The following is a 19606-nucleotide window of genomic DNA, read 5'->3' as shown; positions in this document are numbered from 1 at the left end:
GCCCACTGAAAGGATATAATTGTATTCATGAGGGGACAAATTGTCCCCTCTTTTGTTACTTATGGTTATGTTAAAGGCACAAGTTGAAGAGCTTTTGGAAAAAGCACTGGAGGAGAATAAAACCTTGTTTTTAATTGATTTTTCAATTACTCCTGATAACACTATTAAGATAGTTCTTGATGGAGATGAAGGAGTGAATCTTAAGGACTGTATGGCCGTAAGCAGGGCTATTGAACATAATTTGGATAGGGAAGAACATGATTTTTCATTAGAAGTTACTTCAGCCGGTGCTGCGGAGCCTATTTTGCTGGCCCGCCAGTATCCTAAAAATATTGGCAGGAAGTTAGTCGTAAAAACAGCGACCGAAAATTACGAAGGTGATCTTACCGAAGCAACAGAGGAGACCATTACCCTGGAATGGAAAGCAAGAGAACCTAAACCGGTGGGGAAAGGCAAAATAACCGTTCAGAAAAGAAAAAAAATTGCCATTTCTGAAATTGAAGAGGCAAAAGTTAAATTAATATTTTAATCACAGCGCAAAATGGAAAATATTGCATTGATCGAATCTTTCTCCGAGTTTAAGGATGACAAATTTATTGACCGGGTGACCCTAATGGCGATATTAGAAGACGTTTTTAGGAATGCTTTAAAAAAGAAATTTGGTTCCGATGATAACTTTGATATCATTATTAATCCTGATAAGGGAGATTTGGAAATATGGAGAAATAGAATTGTTGTGGAAGATGGGGAAGTAGAAGAACCAAATGAAGAAATATCCCTTTCAGAAGCTCGTAAGATAGAACCGGATTTTGAAGTTGGTGAAGATGTTTCTGAAGAAGTAAAGCTTATAGATCTCGGAAGAAGGGCAATATTAGCCTTGCGCCAAAACCTGATATCCAAAATTCACGAACACGACAATACAACCATTTATAAGCAATTTAAAGACCTTGAAGGGGAGATATATACGGCTGAAGTGCATCACATAAGACATAAGGCAATTATCTTGTTGGATGACGAAGGAAACGAAATAATTCTTCCTAAGGATAAACAAATACCCTCTGATTTTTTTAGAAAGGGTGATAACGTTCGGGGAATTATCGAAAGCGTAGAGCTCAAGGGTAACAAACCAATGATCATCATGTCTAGAACTTCACCAATCTTCCTTGAGCAATTGTTCTTTCAGGAGATTCCGGAAGTATTTGATGGATTAATTACAATAAAAAAGGCAGTTAGAATTCCAGGTGAAAAAGCTAAAGTAGCGGTAGATTCTTATGACGATAGGATAGATCCCGTAGGGGCTTGTGTCGGAATGAAAGGTAGCCGTATTCATGGAATAGTACGTGAGCTTGGAAATGAAAATATAGATGTGATTAACTGGACAAATAATCCTCAGTTAATGGTTACCCGTGCCCTTAGTCCCGCACGTGTTTCTACCGTGACCTTAAACGATGAAAAAAAGACCGCACAAGTTTACCTAAGGCCCGAGGAAGTTTCAAAGGCCATTGGAAGAGGTGGTCATAATATACGTCTTGCTGGTCAACTTACGGGTTATGAGATAGATGTATTCCGTGAAGGCGTGGAGGAAGATGTGGAACTTACAGAATTCTCTGATGAAATTGAAGGCTGGGTAATTGAAGAACTTAAAAAGATAGGTCTTGATACTGCCAGAAGTGTTCTGGAGCAGGATATAGACGATTTGGTAAAACGTACCGACCTGGAAGAGGAAACTATTTCAGACGTTGTGCGTATCCTGAAAGAAGAATTTGAAGATTAAGCTATATATTAGCAACTTAAAAGTAGAGAGTAAACAGTATTTATGGCAGACAATGCAACAATAAGGCTTAATAAAGTCTTGAGAGAACTTAACATTTCTTTGGATAGAGCGGTGGAATATCTTGCGTCTAAAGGACACAAGGTGGAGGCAAGACCTACCACAAAGATTTCTGAAGACATACATCAGGTTCTTTTAGACGAATTCCAGACGGATATGAGCAAGAAAGTTGCATCCCAGGAAGTTGGTGAGGAGAAACGAAAGGAAAAAGAAGCTATAAGACTGCAGCTGGAGCAGGAGCAGGAAGAAAAAAGACTGGAAAGAGAAAAAAGAGCTGCTTCAAGGGAAGTAGTGAAGGCAAGGGTTGAACTTTCCGGACCGAAACAAGTAGGTAAAATTGATCTAACCCCCAAGAAGAAAGTTAAGCCTGAACCTAAGAAGGTTGAAGAGAAACCAGCCCCAAAGGAAGAGGTAATTGCTGAGGTAAAGGAAGAAGTACCAGTTAAAGAAGTAAAAGAGGAAATAAAACCTGAAACCGCACCAGAGATAAAGAAGGTTGAGGAGAAAGCTCCGGAGGAGGAAAAGCCAGAGGAGCCCAGCTCTATTGCCACAAAGTATAAAAAGCTTTCCGGGCCTAAAATTATGGGAGATAAAATTGATCTCTCTAAGTTTGATAAGCCTAAGAAAAAGAAAGAACCTGTAAAGGCACCTTCCGAAACAGCAAAGCCAAAAAGAAGGAAGAGGATTATTAGTAATAATGGTGCGCCAGGTGCTGGCAGAGCGAGAACTACTGTTAAAAAGGGACAGCGTTTTGCCTCTACTCCAAAGGCTGAGCCAACGGAAGAAGAAGTACAAAAACAAGTGCGTGAGACTCTTGAAAAACTTCAGGGTAAATCCAAAAAAGGAAAAGGAGCAAAATATAGGAGAGATAAGAGAGACCAGCACAGACAACAGACGGAGAAGGATCTGGAACAACAAGAGTTGGAAAGCAAAATACTTAAGGTTACTGAATTTGTGACTGTTGGAGAAGTTGCTACGATGATGGATGTTGCTTCTACTGAGATAATCTCTGCTTGTATGTCTCTTGGGATTATGGTTACCATGAATCAAAGACTGGATGCTGAAACTCTCTCTATTGTTGCAGAAGAATTTGGTTATGAAGTTGAATTTATTACGGCAGACCTTGAAGAATCGATTGAGGAAGAAGTAGATGCACCAGAGGATTTAAAGCCCAGGGCCCCTATTGTTACTGTAATGGGTCATGTAGATCATGGTAAAACCTCATTATTGGATTACATTCGTGAGGAAAACGTAATTGCAGGGGAGAGTGGAGGAATTACACAGCATATAGGTGCTTATGGCGTTACCTTATCTGGGGGGCAAAGAATTACCTTTTTAGATACACCGGGTCACGAAGCATTTACTGCTATGCGTGCACGGGGAGCACAGGTAACGGATATTGCCATAATTGTAATTGCTGCAGATGATGATATTATGCCTCAAACCAAGGAAGCCATTAGTCACGCACAGGCCGCTGGAGTTCCTATAGTTTTTGCGATTAATAAAATAGACAGACCTACAGCAAATCCTGAAAAGATTAAAGAAGGTTTGGCCGCTATGAATTTACTTGTAGAGGATTGGGGCGGAAAAATTCAATCTCATGATATCTCGGCAAAAACCGGAGATGGGGTAAAGGAACTTTTAGAAAAAGTACTTTTAGAAGCAGAACTTTTGGAATTAAAAGCTAATCCCGACAGATTAGCTTCTGGTACTGTGGTAGAGGCATTTCTTGATAAAGGAAGAGGATATGTCTCCACTATTTTGGTGCAGGGAGGTACTTTGGAAATAGGTGATTACGTTTTGGCGGGAACATGCAGTGGCAAGATTAAGGCAATGCAGGATGAACGTGGCAAGATTGTTAAAAAAGCGGGTCCATCTACACCAATTTCAATTTTGGGATTAGACGGTGCGCCTCAGGCCGGGGATAAATTCAATGTGCTTGAAGATGAAAAAGAAGCAAAACAAATTGCTTCCAAAAGGAGTCAGTTACAACGCGAACAATCTGTAAGGACACAACGGCATATTACGCTCGATGAAATTGGCAGACGAATCGCATTAGGCGAATTTAAAGAGTTGAATATTATTCTAAAAGGTGACGTGGATGGTTCTGTAGAGGCTTTAACGGATTCCTTCCAGAAATTGTCAACCGATGAAATACAAGTCAATATTATTCATAAAGGAGTAGGTGCAATCACAGAATCTGATGTATTATTGGCTTCGGCATCTGATGCCATTGTTATTGGGTTTAATGTTAGGCCAATGGGCAATGCCCGGGATATTGCGGATAAAGAGGAGATCGATATTAGGATGTATTCTATTATTTATGATGCCATTAATGATCTTAAGGATGCAATGGAAGGCATGCTGTCTCCGGTGATGAAAGAAGAGATTACGGGTACGGCTGAAATTAGAGAGACCTTTAAAATATCTAAAGTAGGCACAATCGCCGGCTGTATGGTAACCACTGGAAAAATCTTTAGAAACTCGAGTATTCGTCTTATTAGGGATGGTGTGGTAATTTTTACTGGAGAACTATCATCTTTAAAAAGGTTTAAGGATGATGTTAAAGAAGTGGCCAAGGGCTATGATTGTGGACTTCAGGTTAAGAATTATAATGATATAAAAGAAGGGGATATTGTGGAGGCCTTCCAGGAAGTTGCGGTAAAGAAAAAGCTTTGATCTGAAATTTGGAAAAATTTTGGAAGTACCGCGAAACGAAATAGTAGTCCTCAGATAGACTTAGATGACAATAAAATAAAAAACGACCTATTTGGTCGTTTTTTCTGGTTTTAATAAAAGCGATTCAGGATATTTTATGCGAACCTCTTTAAATTTGCGTTCCGCATCCAATTTAGATTTAAACTGACCAATCTGAACTCTGTACGTAGGAGAATCAAAAATTATTTTTGATTTTAAGTCGGGAAAATCAATATCTACCTGCTGTTTAAGTTCCTCTGCCTTGGAATAAGAGCCAAAGCCAACCTGAATTGTAAAGAAATTAGATTTTGAATTACTAATTTTATATACTTCCAGAAGGCGGGTAATATTAGCGTCTTGTTCAATGTTTATTTTCCCGCTTTGTGCCATTCCGCAAGTAATGAATCCACCTAGTATGACTGATAGGATTGCTTTTTTCATGATATTAATTTTAAAGAGATCAAACATAAAATGCAAAAGTAATTTATTGAAGGTTAAACAAAAGTTTTCATGCTTATTTAGAATCAATATAAATTATAAATTATAAAACCCTTAACATTTCTCAAATAAAGTCAAAGTCTTATTTTTGTCGTCAATTTGAGCGGCGATAAATTACCTTTTTGACTTATTATAGTAGTAATTATCGTGCCAGAATTAAGATAGAAATATTTTAAATATGAAAAAGGTTTTGTACCGCCATCAGATTTCTAAACTTTTTGCTTTTGCTTTAGTAGTTTATCTACTCTTTTCAAATTCTCTTTTTGCCCAGGAAGAAAGCCCGGAACAAAATGCTGCAGCCGCTACTGAAGTTGCCGCTGAGCAGGCTGGTTCAGACTCTGGCGATGCTGCGAAAGGGAAACAATTATTTAATCAGAATTGTGCGGCTTGTCATGCGTTAAATCGAAAAATGACGGGGCCGGCATTAGCTAATGTCGAAACCAGACTCGCTGAAGATGAAGGATTGGACAGGGAATGGTTATATACCTGGATTAAGAATAGCGCCGGTATGATTAGTTCCGGGGATGCATATGCAAATAAGGTGTATGCCGAATACAATCAGGCTGCGATGACTGCTTTTCCTACGCTTTCAAATGCAGATATTGATAATATTTTGGCTTATACTGCTGCTACACCTCCAGCACCGGTTGCAGCGGCTGCAACAACGGCTGCAAGCGAGGGAGGGGGTGATTCTTCGGGGATTACCAATGAAATTATTTTGGGAGCACTTGTAATGGTTTTTGCCTTACTGGTGATGATGCTGTTTTTAGTCAACAATACTTTGCAACGCATAGCCGAGGCTAACGGAGTTGTAATGGAAAAAGATAAAGCTGTTAAACGAACTCCATTATGGAAGGCATTTGCACATAACCAATTCCTGGTACTCGTATCTTCCATTTTCCTGTTATTGGCGAGTGCATATTTTGCATATGGTTGGATGATGCAGGTGGGTATAGACCAGGGTTACGCGCCAATTCAACCCATCCATTACTCGCATAAGGTGCATGCTGGAGATAACAAAATTGAATGTAAATATTGTCATTCATCGGCTAGGGTATCTAAACATTCAGGAATCCCCTCTTTAAATGTATGTATGAATTGTCATAAATCCATTTATGAATACAAAGGGAACCCTGAAGGTCCAAGTCCTGAAGATTTGGCTAACGGGTATACTAATGAATTTTATACCGGGGAAATTAAGAAGTTGTATAAAGCTGTTGGTTGGGATGAAGAGAATCAAAAATATACAGGTGAGAGTCAGCCAGTAGAATGGGTTAGGATTCATAATCTTCCGGACTTAGCTTACTTTAATCACTCGCAACACGTTTCCGTTGCAGGTATTGAATGTCAAACCTGTCATGGCCCCGTAGAGGAAATGGAAATCATGTACCAATATTCGTCATTGACAATGGGATGGTGTATTAATTGCCATAGAGAAACAAATGTTAAGGTAGAGGATAACGCTTACTATGCCAAAATACATGAAGAATTATCCAAAAAATATGGCGTTGAAAATCTTACCGCTGCTCAAATGGGCGGTTTGGAATGTGGCAAGTGTCACTATTAGAAAAAAATAAGCATCTAATTACAGATATATAATATGGCATCAAAAAAGTATTGGAAAAGCGAAGCGGAGTTAAATCCCAACGATTCCATTGTGGAGACGCTGCGACAAAACGAATTTCCGGAAGAAATACCAGTTGATGAATTTTTAGGAGATAAGGAGAATTTGTCTGCCAGTACAACAAATAGGCGCGATTTTCTAAAATATGTGGGATTTAGCACCGCTGCAGCTTCTTTGGCAGCTTGTGAAGGTCCGGTGAGAAAGTCTATACCTTATGTTATTAAGCCTGAACAAATAATACCGGGTATCGCAAATTATTATGCGACCACTATAGCTGATGGCTATGATTTTGCCAGTATACTGATAAAAACACGTGAAGGCAGACCAATTAAAGTGGAAAATAATAAGGATGCAAAAACCAATGGTAATAGCAATGCCAGAATACAAGCATCTGTTCTTTCTTTATATGACAGCACGAGATTACAGGGTCCATTAGCAAATGGAGAACCTGCGGAGTGGACTGCAATAGACACTTCAGTAAAAAATAAGCTGGAAGCATTAAAAGGCTCAGAGAAACAAATAGTATTGCTCACTCAGACTTATGCAAGTCCATCTACCTCAAAATTGATAAGTGAGTTTAAGGAAGTTTACGGGAATGTAAATCACATTGCCTATGATGCCATAAGCGAAGATGCGGCTTTAACTGCATTTGAAGCTAAATTTGGAGAAAGGGCATTACCGACATATGATTTTGAAAAAGCTGATATCATTGTTTCTTTTGGTGCAGATTTCCTGGCCGATTGGCAAGGTGGAGGTTATGACAGTGGCTATTCCAAAGGGCGAATTCCCAAAAAGGGTAAAATGTCCAGGCATATTCAGTTTGAATCCAATATGTCTCTTACCGGAGCAAATGCAGATAAGCGAATTGCAATTAAACCGTCGGAGCAGAAAAAGGCACTCGCTAGTTTATTTGGAAAACTAAATAATAGTTCGGTTAATGTTGATCTTAGCGAGAATATCAGCAAAGCGGTTGACGATGTTGCTGCTGAAATAAGGAAGGCTGGAAATAAAGCAGTTGTCGTAACAGGATTGGATGATGTAAACGCTCAGGCAGTTACTTTGTCAATAAATGAAATGTTGGGCAGTATTGCTTATAGCCCAAGTGTGCCAAGATATATCAGACAGGGAAATAGCCAGGCTGTTAATAAGCTCATTCAGGATATGAATTCCGGAAAAGTGGGCGCTTTAATCATGGATGGTGTTAATCCTATGTATACGCTCCCTAATGCTACTGAGTTTTCTGAAGGTGTTGCAAAAGTAGATTTATCGGTCACTTTCTCTACAAATTGGAATGAGACTACGGAAATTACAGAATTTACAGCGGCAGCTAACCACTTTTTAGAATCCTGGGGGGACGCTGAACTTGTAAAAGGATATTACAGCCTGATACAGCCTACCATAAAGGAACTTTTTGACACCAGGCAATTTCAGCAATCACTCCTTCAATGGATGGGTAGTGATTTAAGTTATTACGACTACATTAAAGAGACATGGAATTCCGGTATTCTGGGAGATGCTTCTTGGAATAAAGCACTTCATGATGGTGTTTTTGTATTGGAATCAAACACTGAAGGAGGAACTTCTGCTACAAATAATAGGTCTGGTAATCAGACAATGGAACAACAATCCGAAGCTAATACAGCTATAGCTCCAATTTCTTCAGCGGTAAGTTCGCTGGCCAATGCATCGGCCGATGGAATGGAACTGATCCTTTATCCAAAAATTGGAATGGGTGACGGTAAGCAAGCCAATAATCCTTGGTTGCAGGAATTTCCGGACCCCATTAGCAGGGTCTCATGGGATAATTATGTTACCGTATCCAGAGCAGATGCCTCCTCATTAGGACTTATAAATGAAAATGTGGCTAATGGCGGCTTGAACGGAAGTTATGCCAAACTTACGGTTAACGGCGTGGCACTTGAAAATGTTCCCGTACTCATTCAGCCAGGTCAGGCAGCTGGTACTGTGGGTCTATCATTTGGTTATGGCAGGCAGGTAGGTATGAAAACTGAAATGCAGACCGGGGTTAATGCATATGCTCTATATCAGGGATTTAATAGCATTCAAAATGTCACTCTTGAAAAGGCAACAGGAATGCATGAGTTTGCATGTATTCAGCTTCATAATACCCTTATGGGCAGAGGTGATATCATAAAAGAGACCACCTTAGAGATATTTAATACAAAAGATCATTCGGAGTGGAATCATGTACCTCAGGTATCATTGAACCATCAGGAAGTTCCTGCTACAACGGTTGATCTTTGGGATAGTTTTGACAGGTCTATAGGGCATCATTTTAATATGTCTATAGATTTGAACGCCTGTACAGGTTGTGGTGCTTGTGTTATTGCTTGTCACGCAGAGAATAATGTGCCTGTTGTTGGTAAAGAAGAGGTTCGCAAATCGAGAGATATGCATTGGTTGCGAATAGACAGATATTATTCCTCAGAAGATACTTTTGATCAGGACAATACCAAAAAAGATGAATTTTCAGGAGCTTCACAGACAAAGTCGGGCTTTGAAGAAATGGAGCAGGCGGCAGTCAATCCACAGGTTGCATTTCAACCTGTCATGTGTCAGCATTGTAACCATGCACCTTGCGAGACCGTATGTCCGGTAGCGGCAACTTCACATAGTCGTCAGGGCCAGAATCATATGGCTTATAACCGATGTGTGGGTACCAGATATTGTGCCAACAACTGTCCTTATAAAGTGAGGAGGTTTAACTGGTTCCTTTTAAATAATAATGAAGAATTTGATTACCATTTCAATAACGATCTTGGTAAAATGGTAATTAACCCTGATGTTACCGTACGTTCGAGAGGGGTAATTGAGAAGTGTTCTCTTTGTATACAAATGACCCAAAAGACCATTCTTGATGCAAAACGTGAAGGAAGAGTAATTGTAGATGGCGAGTTTCAGACTGCTTGTTCCAATGCTTGTAGCAATGGGGCAATAGTGTTTGGGGATTCAAATGATGAAGAAAGCCAAGTAACAGAATTAAAGAAAGATGACAGGATGTACCACTTATTAGAGAGTGTAGGAACAAAACCGAATGTGTTTTATCAGGTAAAAGTGAGAAACACAAATGAAGCATAATCAATAAAGAAAGAATACAACTATAATAGAACTATATGGCGTCGCATTACGAAGCACCAATACGTAAACCCTTAGTCCTTGGGGACAAAGGCTACCATGATGTATCGGTAGATATTGCAGCTCCGGTTGAAGGACGGGCTAACACACAGTGGTGGATTGTTTTTTCCATTGCATTGGCAGCACTCCTTTGGGGCGTAGGTGCTATAATTTATACAATTTCTACAGGTATTGGAACCTGGGGACTGAATAAAACAGTAAACTGGGCGTGGGATATTACAAACTTTGTTTGGTGGGTTGGTATTGGTCATGCAGGAACCCTGATTTCTGCGGTTCTATTATTATTCCGACAAAAATGGAGAATGGCGATTAACCGATCTGCGGAGGCCATGACCATATTTTCTGTAATCCAGGCGGGTTTGTTTCCAATAATTCATATGGGTAGACCTTGGTTGGCATATTGGGTGGTGCCTATTCCTAACCAATTTGGTTCACTATGGGTTAATTTTAACTCTCCCCTGTTATGGGATGTTTTTGCGATATCAACGTATTTGTCTGTTTCATTGGTTTTCTGGTGGACAGGATTACTTCCTGATTTCGGTATGATCCGGGATAGGGCCGTTAAGCCTTTTCAAAAGAAAATTTACGGTCTGGTAAGCTTCGGGTGGACAGGTCGTGCAAAGGATTGGCAACGTTTTGAAGAAGTTTCCCTTGTTCTCGCTGGTTTGGCAACACCGCTGGTACTTTCAGTACATACCATAGTATCTTTTGATTTTGCCACTTCAGTTATTCCGGGATGGCATACCACCATTTTCCCGCCTTACTTTGTTGCCGGGGCTATTTTCTCAGGGTTTGCCATGGTTCAAACGCTGTTAATTATCATGAGAAAAGTAAGTCATCTTGAGGATTATATTACGGTTCAGCATATTGAACTGATGAATATAGTGATCATGATTACTGGCTCTATTGTAGGATGTGCTTATATCACAGAGCTTTTTATTGCCTGGTATTCGGGAGTGGAATACGAACAATATGCTTTTCTAAACAGAGCAACAGGACCGTATTGGTGGGCCTATCTTTTAATGATGAGCTGTAATGTTGTTTCACCACAAATTATGTGGTTCAAGAAAATCAGGACCAGTATAGTAATTTCATTTATTATTTCTATTGTAGTAAATGTAGGTATGTGGTTTGAAAGATTTGTGATCATAGTTACCTCATTACATCGTGATTATTTGCCCTCTTCATGGACCATGTTCTCACCAACTTTTGTAGATATTGGAATTTTCATAGGAACAATAGGATTCTTCTTTGTACTCTTTTTACTATATTCAAGAACCTTCCCGGTAATTGCACAGGCTGAGGTAAAATCAATATTAAAATCGTCAGGAGCCCGTTATAAAGCCCTTCGAGATGCAGGTAAACCATTATATACAATAAGTAAAAATGGTATTGTAAGAGAAACCATTATTAATAATAATCCGGAGGCTGAAGTCTCTTCAGAATCAAATCAAGGAGAAAGTTTACTTAGTGCACTAGGTAGTTTTGATTCGGGAACTCAGGATCCAGACGATCTTAAGAAAGTAAAGGGGATTGGTCCTTTAATGGAAAAGACCCTAAACAAATTGGGAATTTTCAGCTTTTTACAAGTGAGTAAAATGACCCAAAAAGAATATGATTTGCTTGATTCCCTTACAGGTGCATTCCCTGGCAGAGCACAGAGAGATGATTGGGCAGGACAGGCAAGAATGTTTTTAAACAACGATAAATAATTATGGCAGCTACTACTGTTATCCACGCATACTATGATGATGATGATGTATTGATGCACGCCGTTAAAAAGGTTAAAGCTGAAAAACATCATATAGAGGAGGTCTATTGTCCGTTTCCTGTGCATGGTTTGGACAAAGCAATGGGCTTGGCTCCAACCAGAATAGCAATTACATCCTTTATGTATGGCTGTTTGGGATTAATTGTTTCGATTGTTATGATGAAATACATAATGATTGACGCCTGGCCAATGGATATTGGGGGGAAACCCAGCTTTAGCTATATAGAAAACATGCCTGCCTTTGTACCCATTATGTTCGAATTAACGGTGTTTTTCGCTGCACATTTAATGGTGATCACATTTTATTTGCGCAGTAGGCTATGGCCATTTAAAAAGGCAGAGAATCCTGATGTGCGAACAACAGATGCGCATTTTATTATGGAAATTGAAGTACATAACAATGAGTCTGAATTAAAAGATTTATTGTTAGATACGGGAGCTGTAGAGTTGAACATTATTAAAAACAGTCATTAGATAATGAAGCGTTTTATAAAAATAGTAATGATTCTGGTAGTAATTGGTTTTGTTTCTGCCTGTGCAGATAACAAGACTCCAAACTATCAATATATGCCAAATATGTATGAACCGATAGGTTATGAGACTTATCAGCAGGTTGATTTTCTTCCAAGTGGATCTGAAGCTATGACCCCGCCGGAAAATACCATTCACAGAGGATGGTTGCCTTATGAGTTTGCTAATGATCTGGAGGGTAAGGAAATGGCAAGATTGCAAAATAGTCCGTTGGATTCTTTGCAAAGGGAAGTTAATCTTGCAAAGGGTAAGGAACTATATACTATATATTGTGGCATTTGCCATGGCAATCAGGGTAAAGGACAGGGAACTCTTGTAAAAAGAGAAAAAATACTAGGTGTACCCAGCTATGATGATGCTGCGAGGAATATTAGTGTTGGAAGTACCTATCACACGATTTATTATGGGTTAAATTCCATGGGATCATATGCGGGACAACTTGATTATGAAGAACGTTGGCAGGTGTCGGAGTACGTAATGCAATTGAAACAAGACTTAACAAAATAATACATAGACCTTTAATATGTACACGTTTTCAAACAGACTAAAAATAACTTCTTTAATTCTCATGGCCGTTGGGGTATTGGGAATTGGCATTGGCTTTGTATCCGCACCTGGTACGGTAGAGGAAGCCAAAGCTATGGTTGCCGCGCATGATGACGGTCACGGAGATTCACATGGGGAGGAAGCATCACATGCAATAGCCTCCGATCATGGAGAGGCCACTGATCACAGTGCAGCTCATGATGAGCACTTGCTGCATCAACTACAGAACAGACCTTGGTCTGCCTTATATGTGGCAGCTTTCTTTTTCTTTATGATTGCCTTAGGGGTTCTTGCGTTTTATGGAATTCAAAGGGCATCGCAAGCTGGCTGGTCACCTATGCTATTCAGGGTAATGGAAGGAATCACAGCATACCTTGTTCCGGGAGGGATAATAGTATTTGTTATTCTGGTACTATCTGTATTACATTTTAATCATATGTTTACATGGATGGATGCTGATGTTGTGGCTCATGATAAATTGCTGCAAAATAAAGCGGGGTATCTTAATCCTACTTTCTTTCTCATAAGAGCTGCAATTTTCCTTGGAGGATGGATTGGTTATCGTGAAATATCGCGAAAACTTTCTATTGCGCAGGATAATGCGGATGATAATTCCAATTTTAAAAAGAACTTCAGATTCTCTGCTGCTTTCCTGGTGTTTTATCTTATTTCAGAATCCATTATGTCCTGGGATTGGATAATGAGTGTTGATCCGCACTGGTTCAGTACGCTATTTGGATGGTATGTTTTTGCGAGTATGATCGTTTCTGGGATAACTGTAATTGCTATGGTAACCATCTACCTCAAATCTAAAGGATATTTACCGGATGTTAATGATAGTCATATTCATGACTTGGCTAAATTCATGTTTGGCTTTAGTATATTCTGGACCTACCTTTGGTTTGGTCAGTTTATGTTAATATGGTATGCAAATATTCCTGAAGAAGTCACTTATTTTGTTACGAGAATTGAAGACTATAATCTGCCGTTTTTTGGTATGGTAGTAATGAATTTTGTGTTTCCATTGTTACTGCTAATGAATAGTGATTTTAAAAGAGTGAATTGGTTTGTGATTATGACGGGTATCGTGTTACTTGCAGGACATTATTTAGATATATTTAATATGATAATGCCGGCAACGGTGGGCGACCAATGGTATATTGGGATTCCTGAATTGGGCGCTATCCTCTTTTTCGCAGGAGCATTTATTTTCTGGGTGTTCAGAGCATTAACCCATGCGCCCTTGCAACCTACCCGAAATCCTTTTATAGAGGAAAGCAGGCATTTTCATTATTAGTAATTTTAAAGTATAATTTCAATACATACAATGACTACATTATTGATCTTAATTGTTTTAGTACTAGTGGCAATTGCAATTTGGCAAATGACCAAAATCTTTGAATTGTCCAAACTAAAGACAGTAGATTCACAAGTGGCAACCGATAAGGATAACAAGTATAATGGTTACTTGTTGTTTGCTTTTTTGATATTTATTTATGGGATTACCATATTTAGTTTTTATAAATACACGAAAGTATTATTGCCTGAAGCTGCTTCAGCCCATGGGGGGGATTATGATTACCTATTGCTTGTTTCATTTATTATCATCTTTTTTGTTCAAACCATTACTCAGGCTTTATTGCATTATTTTGGGTTTAAATATCGCGGGGAAAAAGGGAAAAAGGCCTTATTCTTTGCAGATAATGACAGGTTGGAATTCATTTGGACGATAATACCAGTGATCGTTTTGGCCGGATTAATCTTGTGGGGTTTATATACCTGGACCAACATAATGGATATCAATGACGAGGATGACCCACTAATCGTTGAACTTTACGCTCAACAATTCAATTGGACGGCAAGATATGGTGGGGCAGACAATGTATTAGGAGGTGCCAATGTTAGAATGATTGATATTGATAAGGCAAATGTTTTAGGATTGGATGAATCTGACCCTAATGCTTCTGATGACGTTATTGTAAAAGAATTGCATCTCCCTGTTGGTAGAAAGGTAAATTTTAAAATGCGTTCACAGGATGTATTGCATTCCGCCTATATGCCTCATTTCAGAGCTCAGATGAATTGCGTACCTGGAATGACCACTGAGTTTTCTTTTACACCAACCATAACTACTGAGGAGATGAGGATGAATCAGGATGTGGTAGATAAGGTAAAAAGGACAAACGAAATCAGAGCAGAACGCGCAGCTAATGGAGAAGACAACTCGGATCCATGGGAATTTGATTATATCCTGCTGTGTAATAAAATTTGTGGTAAATCGCACTATAATATGCAGATGAAGATTATAGTAGAAAGCGAGGAAGATTATAATGCATGGATGGAAAGTCAGCAGACTTTTAGTCAGACTATGGCATCAATGCAATAAATAAAGCTATAAAGAAGTAAAATTAATATAAAAAAAATTCGATTATGTCTGTTACTGCACATGCCCACGTTGATGATCACGCAGATGATCACGTACATCATCATAAAGAGACATTTGTAACAAAGTATATTTTTAGTCAGGATCATAAGATGATTTCAAAACAGTATCTTATTACTGGTTTGATTATGGGTTTTATTGGTATTGCAATGTCTCTTATATTCAGAATGCAATTAGCCTGGCCCGGTGAATCATTTCCTATTTTCGAGACTTTATTAGGAGGTTGGGCTCCCGGAGGTGTTTTGGATGCAGATATGTACCTGGCATTGGTTACTATACACGGTACTATAATGGTATTCTTTGTTCTAACAGCCGGTTTGAGTGGTACTTTTAGTAATCTTCTAATACCGTTGCAAATTGGCGCAAGGGATATGGCCTCAGGTTTCCTGAATATGTTATCATATTGGATGTTCTTTGTGTCCAGTGTAATCATGATTATTTCACTTTTTGTGGAGGCAGGACCTGCAGCTGCAGGATGGACTATCTACCCTCCTCTTAGTGCATTGCCTATGGCTCAGCCTGGATCTGGAATGGGAATGACACTTTGGTTGGTTTCTATGGCTATCTTTATTGCCTCTTCCTTATTAGGGTCATTGAACTACATTGTTACAGTAATCAATCTAAGAACCAAAGGGATGTCTATGACAAGGCTTCCTTTAACCATATGGGCGTTTTTCGTTACCGCAATAATTGGAGTAATTTCTTTCCCTGTATTACTATCTGCAGCCTTACTCTTGATAATGGACAGAAGTTTTGGAACATCTTTCTTTTTATCGGATATTTTTATTCAGGGTGAAGTCTTACATTATCAGGGAGGATCTCCTGTATTATTTGAGCACTTGTTTTGGTTTTTAGGGCACCCTGAAGTATACATAGTGCTCTTACCTGCTCTTGGAATTACTTCTGAAGTTATGTCCACGAATGCCCGTAAACCAATATTTGGTTATAGAGCTATGGTGGCATCAATTTTAGCAATTGCATTTTTATCTACAATTGTATGGGGACATCATATGTTTATTTCGGGAATGAATCCATTCCTTGGATCCGTATTTACGTTTACTACCCTTTTGATAGCAATCCCATCTGCGGTTAAAGCATTTAATTATATAACCACATTGTGGAAAGGTAATTTGCAACTTAATCCTGCAATGCTATTCTCAATAGGATTAGTGTCAACATTTATTACCGGAGGTTTGACAGGGATTATTCTTGGCGATAGCACATTGGATATCAATGTTCACGATACGTATTTTGTAGTTGCTCACTTTCATCTGGTAATGGGTATTTCGGCCTTATATGGATTATTTGCCGGAGTCTATCACTGGTTCCCCAAAATGTTCAAAAGAATGATGAATAAGAACTTGGGCTATGTACACTTTTGGATTACGGCGATTTGTGCATATGGCGTGTTCTTTCCCATGCACTTTGTTGGAATGGCAGGGGTACCAAGGCGTTATTATGAAAACACCGCATTCCCTATGTTCGATGAATTAACGGATGTAAATGTTCTTATTACTGTTTTTGCACTGATAGCCGGTCTGGCTCAATTAGTTTTCTTATATAATTTTATCAGTAGTATTTTTTATGGGAAACCTACTGAACAGAATCCATGGAAATCTAATACACTGGAATGGACTGCACCAATTGAGCACTTCCACGGAAACTGGGAAGGTAAGATTCCAGAAGTACATAGATGGGCTTATGATTACAGTAAAACTCAGGATAATGGAGAATATGTAATCCCTGGTCAGGATTTTGTGCCTCAAAACATTCCGCTTCAGCAGGATGAAGAAGAATTGAATCATTAAAGAGAAAATTGTTAGTTCATATAATATAGCCCATCTTTTGATGGGCTTTTTTATATTAGTATTGGAGGATTATGTATAAGCCTTTTATAAAATAATTAGCTTGACTTATTTTTAGCGGGAATAATTATTAAATTCGTTATCGTGAAGAACTTTATTCTATTTTTTTTAGCATTCACCACTTTAGCGGTTAGTGCCCAGCGAAAACCTAAAATTAAAGGCAATAAATCCATCGTGGACGTTAACGAAGATCTGCCATTCTTTAATGCCATTGAAGTTAAGGATGATCTTGAAATCTTTTTAAAAGAGACCACTATTCCCGGATATTCTATTTCTGCAGATGATAATTTGATAGATATTTTAAGATTTGATGTAGTAGACAGCACGCTTATTATAAGATCGTTTTACAAGATTACAGCCAAAAAACAACTTGATATAACGGTTAACTACAATGAGTTGGAGAGTATAGTTCTACATCAAGGGAAGGTTGTTACAAAAGATTTGATTAATGCCGATAAACTTGATATCAGCATATTTGGTTCTTCCAAACTTGAATTAAATGGCAAGGCTTCAATTGTCCATATAGAGATGGAAGGAAGCAGTTCCGGGGATCTTAACCTGCAGTCAGATTCTTTAAATCTTATATTAAAGGATAAAATAAATCTTAACATTTATTCTATAACAGGTAAAAGTAGTATCGAAATGCATAATAATGCCTCCGCGGTGGTTGAAGGAACTGCAGATACGTTGAATATAAAATTATCTGGAAGCAGCGACCTCAAGGCAGAAAAAATGGAAAGTGCAGTCATTAACGCGCGTCTTGAAGAAACAACCAAAGCAAGGTTATACGCCTATAAAAGTATTGAGCTCTCTTCAGCCGGTTCGGCCAAGACTTATTTGTGGGGTAACCCAGTGATAATTTTGAATGAATTTCTGAATACTTCAGAGTTATATAAGAGGGAAGATTAGTTTTTAGAATAAACTGTAAACAAAAAAAACCCCCATGGCCCGAGGCGATGGGGGTTTTAACTAAACTCAAACTTGTCAGGACTGCAAGGCATGGTCTACGCTTGGCCCTGCCTCCACAATCTTGGCGTTTACGTTAGCTGCAAACTTTTTAAAATTTTCATTAAAAAGCCCTACAAGTTTCTTCTTAACTTCCTGATATTGCTCCTTATCTTCCCAGGTATTCTTTGGTATGAGAATTTCAGAAGGTACATTCGGGCAGCTAAGTGGAATTTGAAAACCAAATTCCTCATCTGTTGTAAATTCAACATTGTCAAAATCATGATGGTGTATTGCATCAATCATTGCACGGGTATACTTCAGGCTCATCCTTGAACCTACACCATGTGCTCCACCGGTCCATCCGGTATTAACCAACCAGGCCGTAGCTTTATGTTCTTTTATTTTTTCTGCCAGTAATTCAGCATATTTATTTGGGTGCCACATCATAAATGCTGCTCCAAAACAAGCACTGAATGTTGCCTGTGGTTCTGTTACACCCATTTCAGTACCGGCTACCTTTGCAGTATATCCTGAAATAAAGTGATAACTGGCCTGTTCAGGAGTTAGTTTACTTACCGGAGGCAATACACCAAAAGCATCACAGGTAAGGAATATTATATTTTCCGGATGACCTGCTACACAAGGTATTTGTACATTATCTATATATTCAATCGGATAAGAGGCTCTTGTATTTTGTGTTATAGAGGTATCTGTGTAATCTACTTCCCTTGTGAATTTATCATAGACCACATTTTCCAGAACTGTACCAAACTTAATGGCATTATATATATCCGGTTCTTTCTCGGGTGAAAGATTTATGGCTTTAGCATAGCATCCTCCTTCAATATTAAATGTACCCTTGTCTGTCCAGCAGTGCTCGTCGTCTCCAATTAACCTGCGTTTAGGATCAGCACTTAAAGTGGTCTTTCCTGTTCCTGATAAACCAAACAAAATAGTTACGTCATCCTTTTCGCCCACATTTGCAGAACAGTGCATGGGCAATACATTTTCTAGTGGCATTAAATAATTCATAACGGAGAAAATACCTTTCTTCATTTCACCGGCATACTGCGTTCCGAGAATGACGATTTCTTTGCGTTCCAAATTCAGATCTACACTGGTCTTAGAAGTCATTTCTGATGTATACCTGTTAGCCGGAAACCCACCTGCGTTAAGAACAACATAATCCGGTTCTCCAAAATTTTCCAATTCTTCTGCTGTTGGCATGATTAACATATTCTGCATAAACAGAGCATGATAGGCTCTTGTGCATATAATTCGAACTTTAAGCCTGTATTTTGGATCCCAACCGGCATAAGCATCAACTACGAAAAGGTGATCACAAATATTTAAGAAATCTAATGCGCGTTCATGATTTACCATAAAGGTATGTTCATCTAAACCTATATTGATAGGCCCCCAGTCAATATTATTTTCAGAATCGGGATGTCTAACGATTCTTTTATCCTTTGGGCTACGACCTGTTTTCTCGCCAGAGTAAGTCATCAGTGCGCCTACACTGGAAATAGCCGTTCCCTTTTCTAATCGCAATCCTAATTCATAAAGCACAGGAACACTACTATTCCTATATACCTGCTCCGTTTCTATCCCGTATTTTTGAAGATTAAATGATGTTTTCATTAATATTTTGTTTTTGGTGATTGTACTTTTCTAACTCTCGATAATTTAGTGATAA

14 protein-coding genes are annotated in these 19606 nt (G+C 38.7%); 12 read left to right on the top strand and 2 right to left on the bottom strand.

The features are described from left to right. Positions 1 to 67 precede the first annotated feature (67 nt). The 3 genes from rimP to infB are packed head-to-tail and all read left to right on the top strand — an operon-like array spanning position 68 to position 4510. On the top strand, positions 68 to 529 hold the full coding sequence (gene rimP, locus Q0874_RS14940) for a ribosome assembly cofactor RimP (RefSeq protein WP_299164324.1): 462 nt from the start codon (positions 68 to 70) through the stop codon (positions 527 to 529). A 12-nt stretch (positions 530 to 541) separates the two neighbouring features. Then, positions 542 to 1774: a transcription termination factor NusA gene (nusA, locus tag Q0874_RS14935; RefSeq protein ID WP_299164323.1), complete on the top strand. Its 1233-nt coding sequence runs from the start codon at positions 542 to 544 to the stop codon at positions 1772 to 1774. A 42-nt stretch (positions 1775 to 1816) separates the two neighbouring features. After that, on the top strand, positions 1817 to 4510 hold the full coding sequence (gene infB, locus Q0874_RS14930) for a translation initiation factor IF-2 (RefSeq protein ID WP_299164322.1): 2694 nt from the start codon (positions 1817 to 1819) through the stop codon (positions 4508 to 4510). Between the two features lie 87 nt (positions 4511 to 4597). On the opposite strand, the gene Q0874_RS14925 is transcribed toward infB, so the two are convergent. Then, entirely contained in the window at positions 4598 to 4969 is a 372-nt protein-coding gene (locus Q0874_RS14925) for an SPOR domain-containing protein (protein ID WP_299164321.1), read from the bottom strand. 235 nt (positions 4970 to 5204) lie between these two features. On the opposite strand from Q0874_RS14925, the gene Q0874_RS14920 reads away from it, so the two are divergent. The 9 genes from Q0874_RS14920 to Q0874_RS14880 all read left to right on the top strand — a co-directional run bounded on the left by Q0874_RS14920 (position 5205) and on the right by Q0874_RS14880 (position 17871). After that, positions 5205 to 6593, top strand: a complete 1389-nt coding sequence (locus Q0874_RS14920) for a cytochrome c3 family protein (protein ID WP_299164320.1) — start codon at positions 5205 to 5207, stop codon at positions 6591 to 6593. A 33-nt stretch (positions 6594 to 6626) separates the two neighbouring features. After that, positions 6627 to 9749 (top strand): TAT-variant-translocated molybdopterin oxidoreductase, encoded by a 3123-nt coding sequence (locus tag Q0874_RS14915; RefSeq protein WP_299164319.1) that lies wholly within the window; start codon positions 6627 to 6629, stop codon positions 9747 to 9749. 35 nt (positions 9750 to 9784) lie between these two features. After that, on the top strand, positions 9785 to 11518 hold the full coding sequence (gene nrfD, locus Q0874_RS14910; RefSeq protein WP_299164318.1) for an NrfD/PsrC family molybdoenzyme membrane anchor subunit: 1734 nt from the start codon (positions 9785 to 9787) through the stop codon (positions 11516 to 11518). Between the two features lie 2 nt (positions 11519 to 11520). Then, the gene (locus tag Q0874_RS14905; protein WP_299164317.1) at positions 11521 to 12051 is read left to right on the top strand and encodes a DUF3341 domain-containing protein; all 531 of its coding nucleotides are present in this window, start codon (positions 11521 to 11523) and stop codon (positions 12049 to 12051) included. Between the two features lie 3 nt (positions 12052 to 12054). Beyond that, positions 12055 to 12615, top strand: a complete 561-nt coding sequence (locus Q0874_RS14900; RefSeq protein ID WP_299164316.1) for a cytochrome c — start codon at positions 12055 to 12057, stop codon at positions 12613 to 12615. Between the two features lie 16 nt (positions 12616 to 12631). After that, complete coding sequence (locus tag Q0874_RS14895) at positions 12632 to 13951, top strand: quinol:cytochrome C oxidoreductase (protein WP_299164315.1); 1320 nt, start codon at positions 12632 to 12634, stop codon at positions 13949 to 13951. A 30-nt stretch (positions 13952 to 13981) separates the two neighbouring features. Further along, positions 13982 to 15040 (top strand): cytochrome c oxidase subunit II, encoded by a 1059-nt coding sequence (locus tag Q0874_RS14890; protein WP_299164314.1) that lies wholly within the window; start codon positions 13982 to 13984, stop codon positions 15038 to 15040. Between the two features lie 44 nt (positions 15041 to 15084). Continuing rightward, positions 15085 to 16905, top strand: a complete 1821-nt coding sequence (locus Q0874_RS14885; protein ID WP_299164313.1) for a cbb3-type cytochrome c oxidase subunit I — start codon at positions 15085 to 15087, stop codon at positions 16903 to 16905. 141 nt (positions 16906 to 17046) lie between these two features. Beyond that, positions 17047 to 17871: a DUF2807 domain-containing protein gene (locus tag Q0874_RS14880; RefSeq protein ID WP_299164312.1), complete on the top strand. Its 825-nt coding sequence runs from the start codon at positions 17047 to 17049 to the stop codon at positions 17869 to 17871. 75 nt (positions 17872 to 17946) lie between these two features. Here Q0874_RS14880 and pckA read toward each other — a convergent pair whose 3' ends face one another. Then, the gene (gene pckA / locus Q0874_RS14875) at positions 17947 to 19551 is read right to left on the bottom strand and encodes a phosphoenolpyruvate carboxykinase (ATP) (RefSeq protein ID WP_299164311.1); all 1605 of its coding nucleotides are present in this window, start codon (positions 19549 to 19551) and stop codon (positions 17947 to 17949) included. Positions 19552 to 19606: the final 55 nt, after the last annotated feature.

The organism is uncultured Eudoraea sp. (assembly GCF_947490415.1).
GTDB lineage: Bacteria > Bacteroidota > Bacteroidia > Flavobacteriales > Flavobacteriaceae > Eudoraea.
This window is presented reverse-complemented; position numbering and strand designations above follow the sequence as displayed.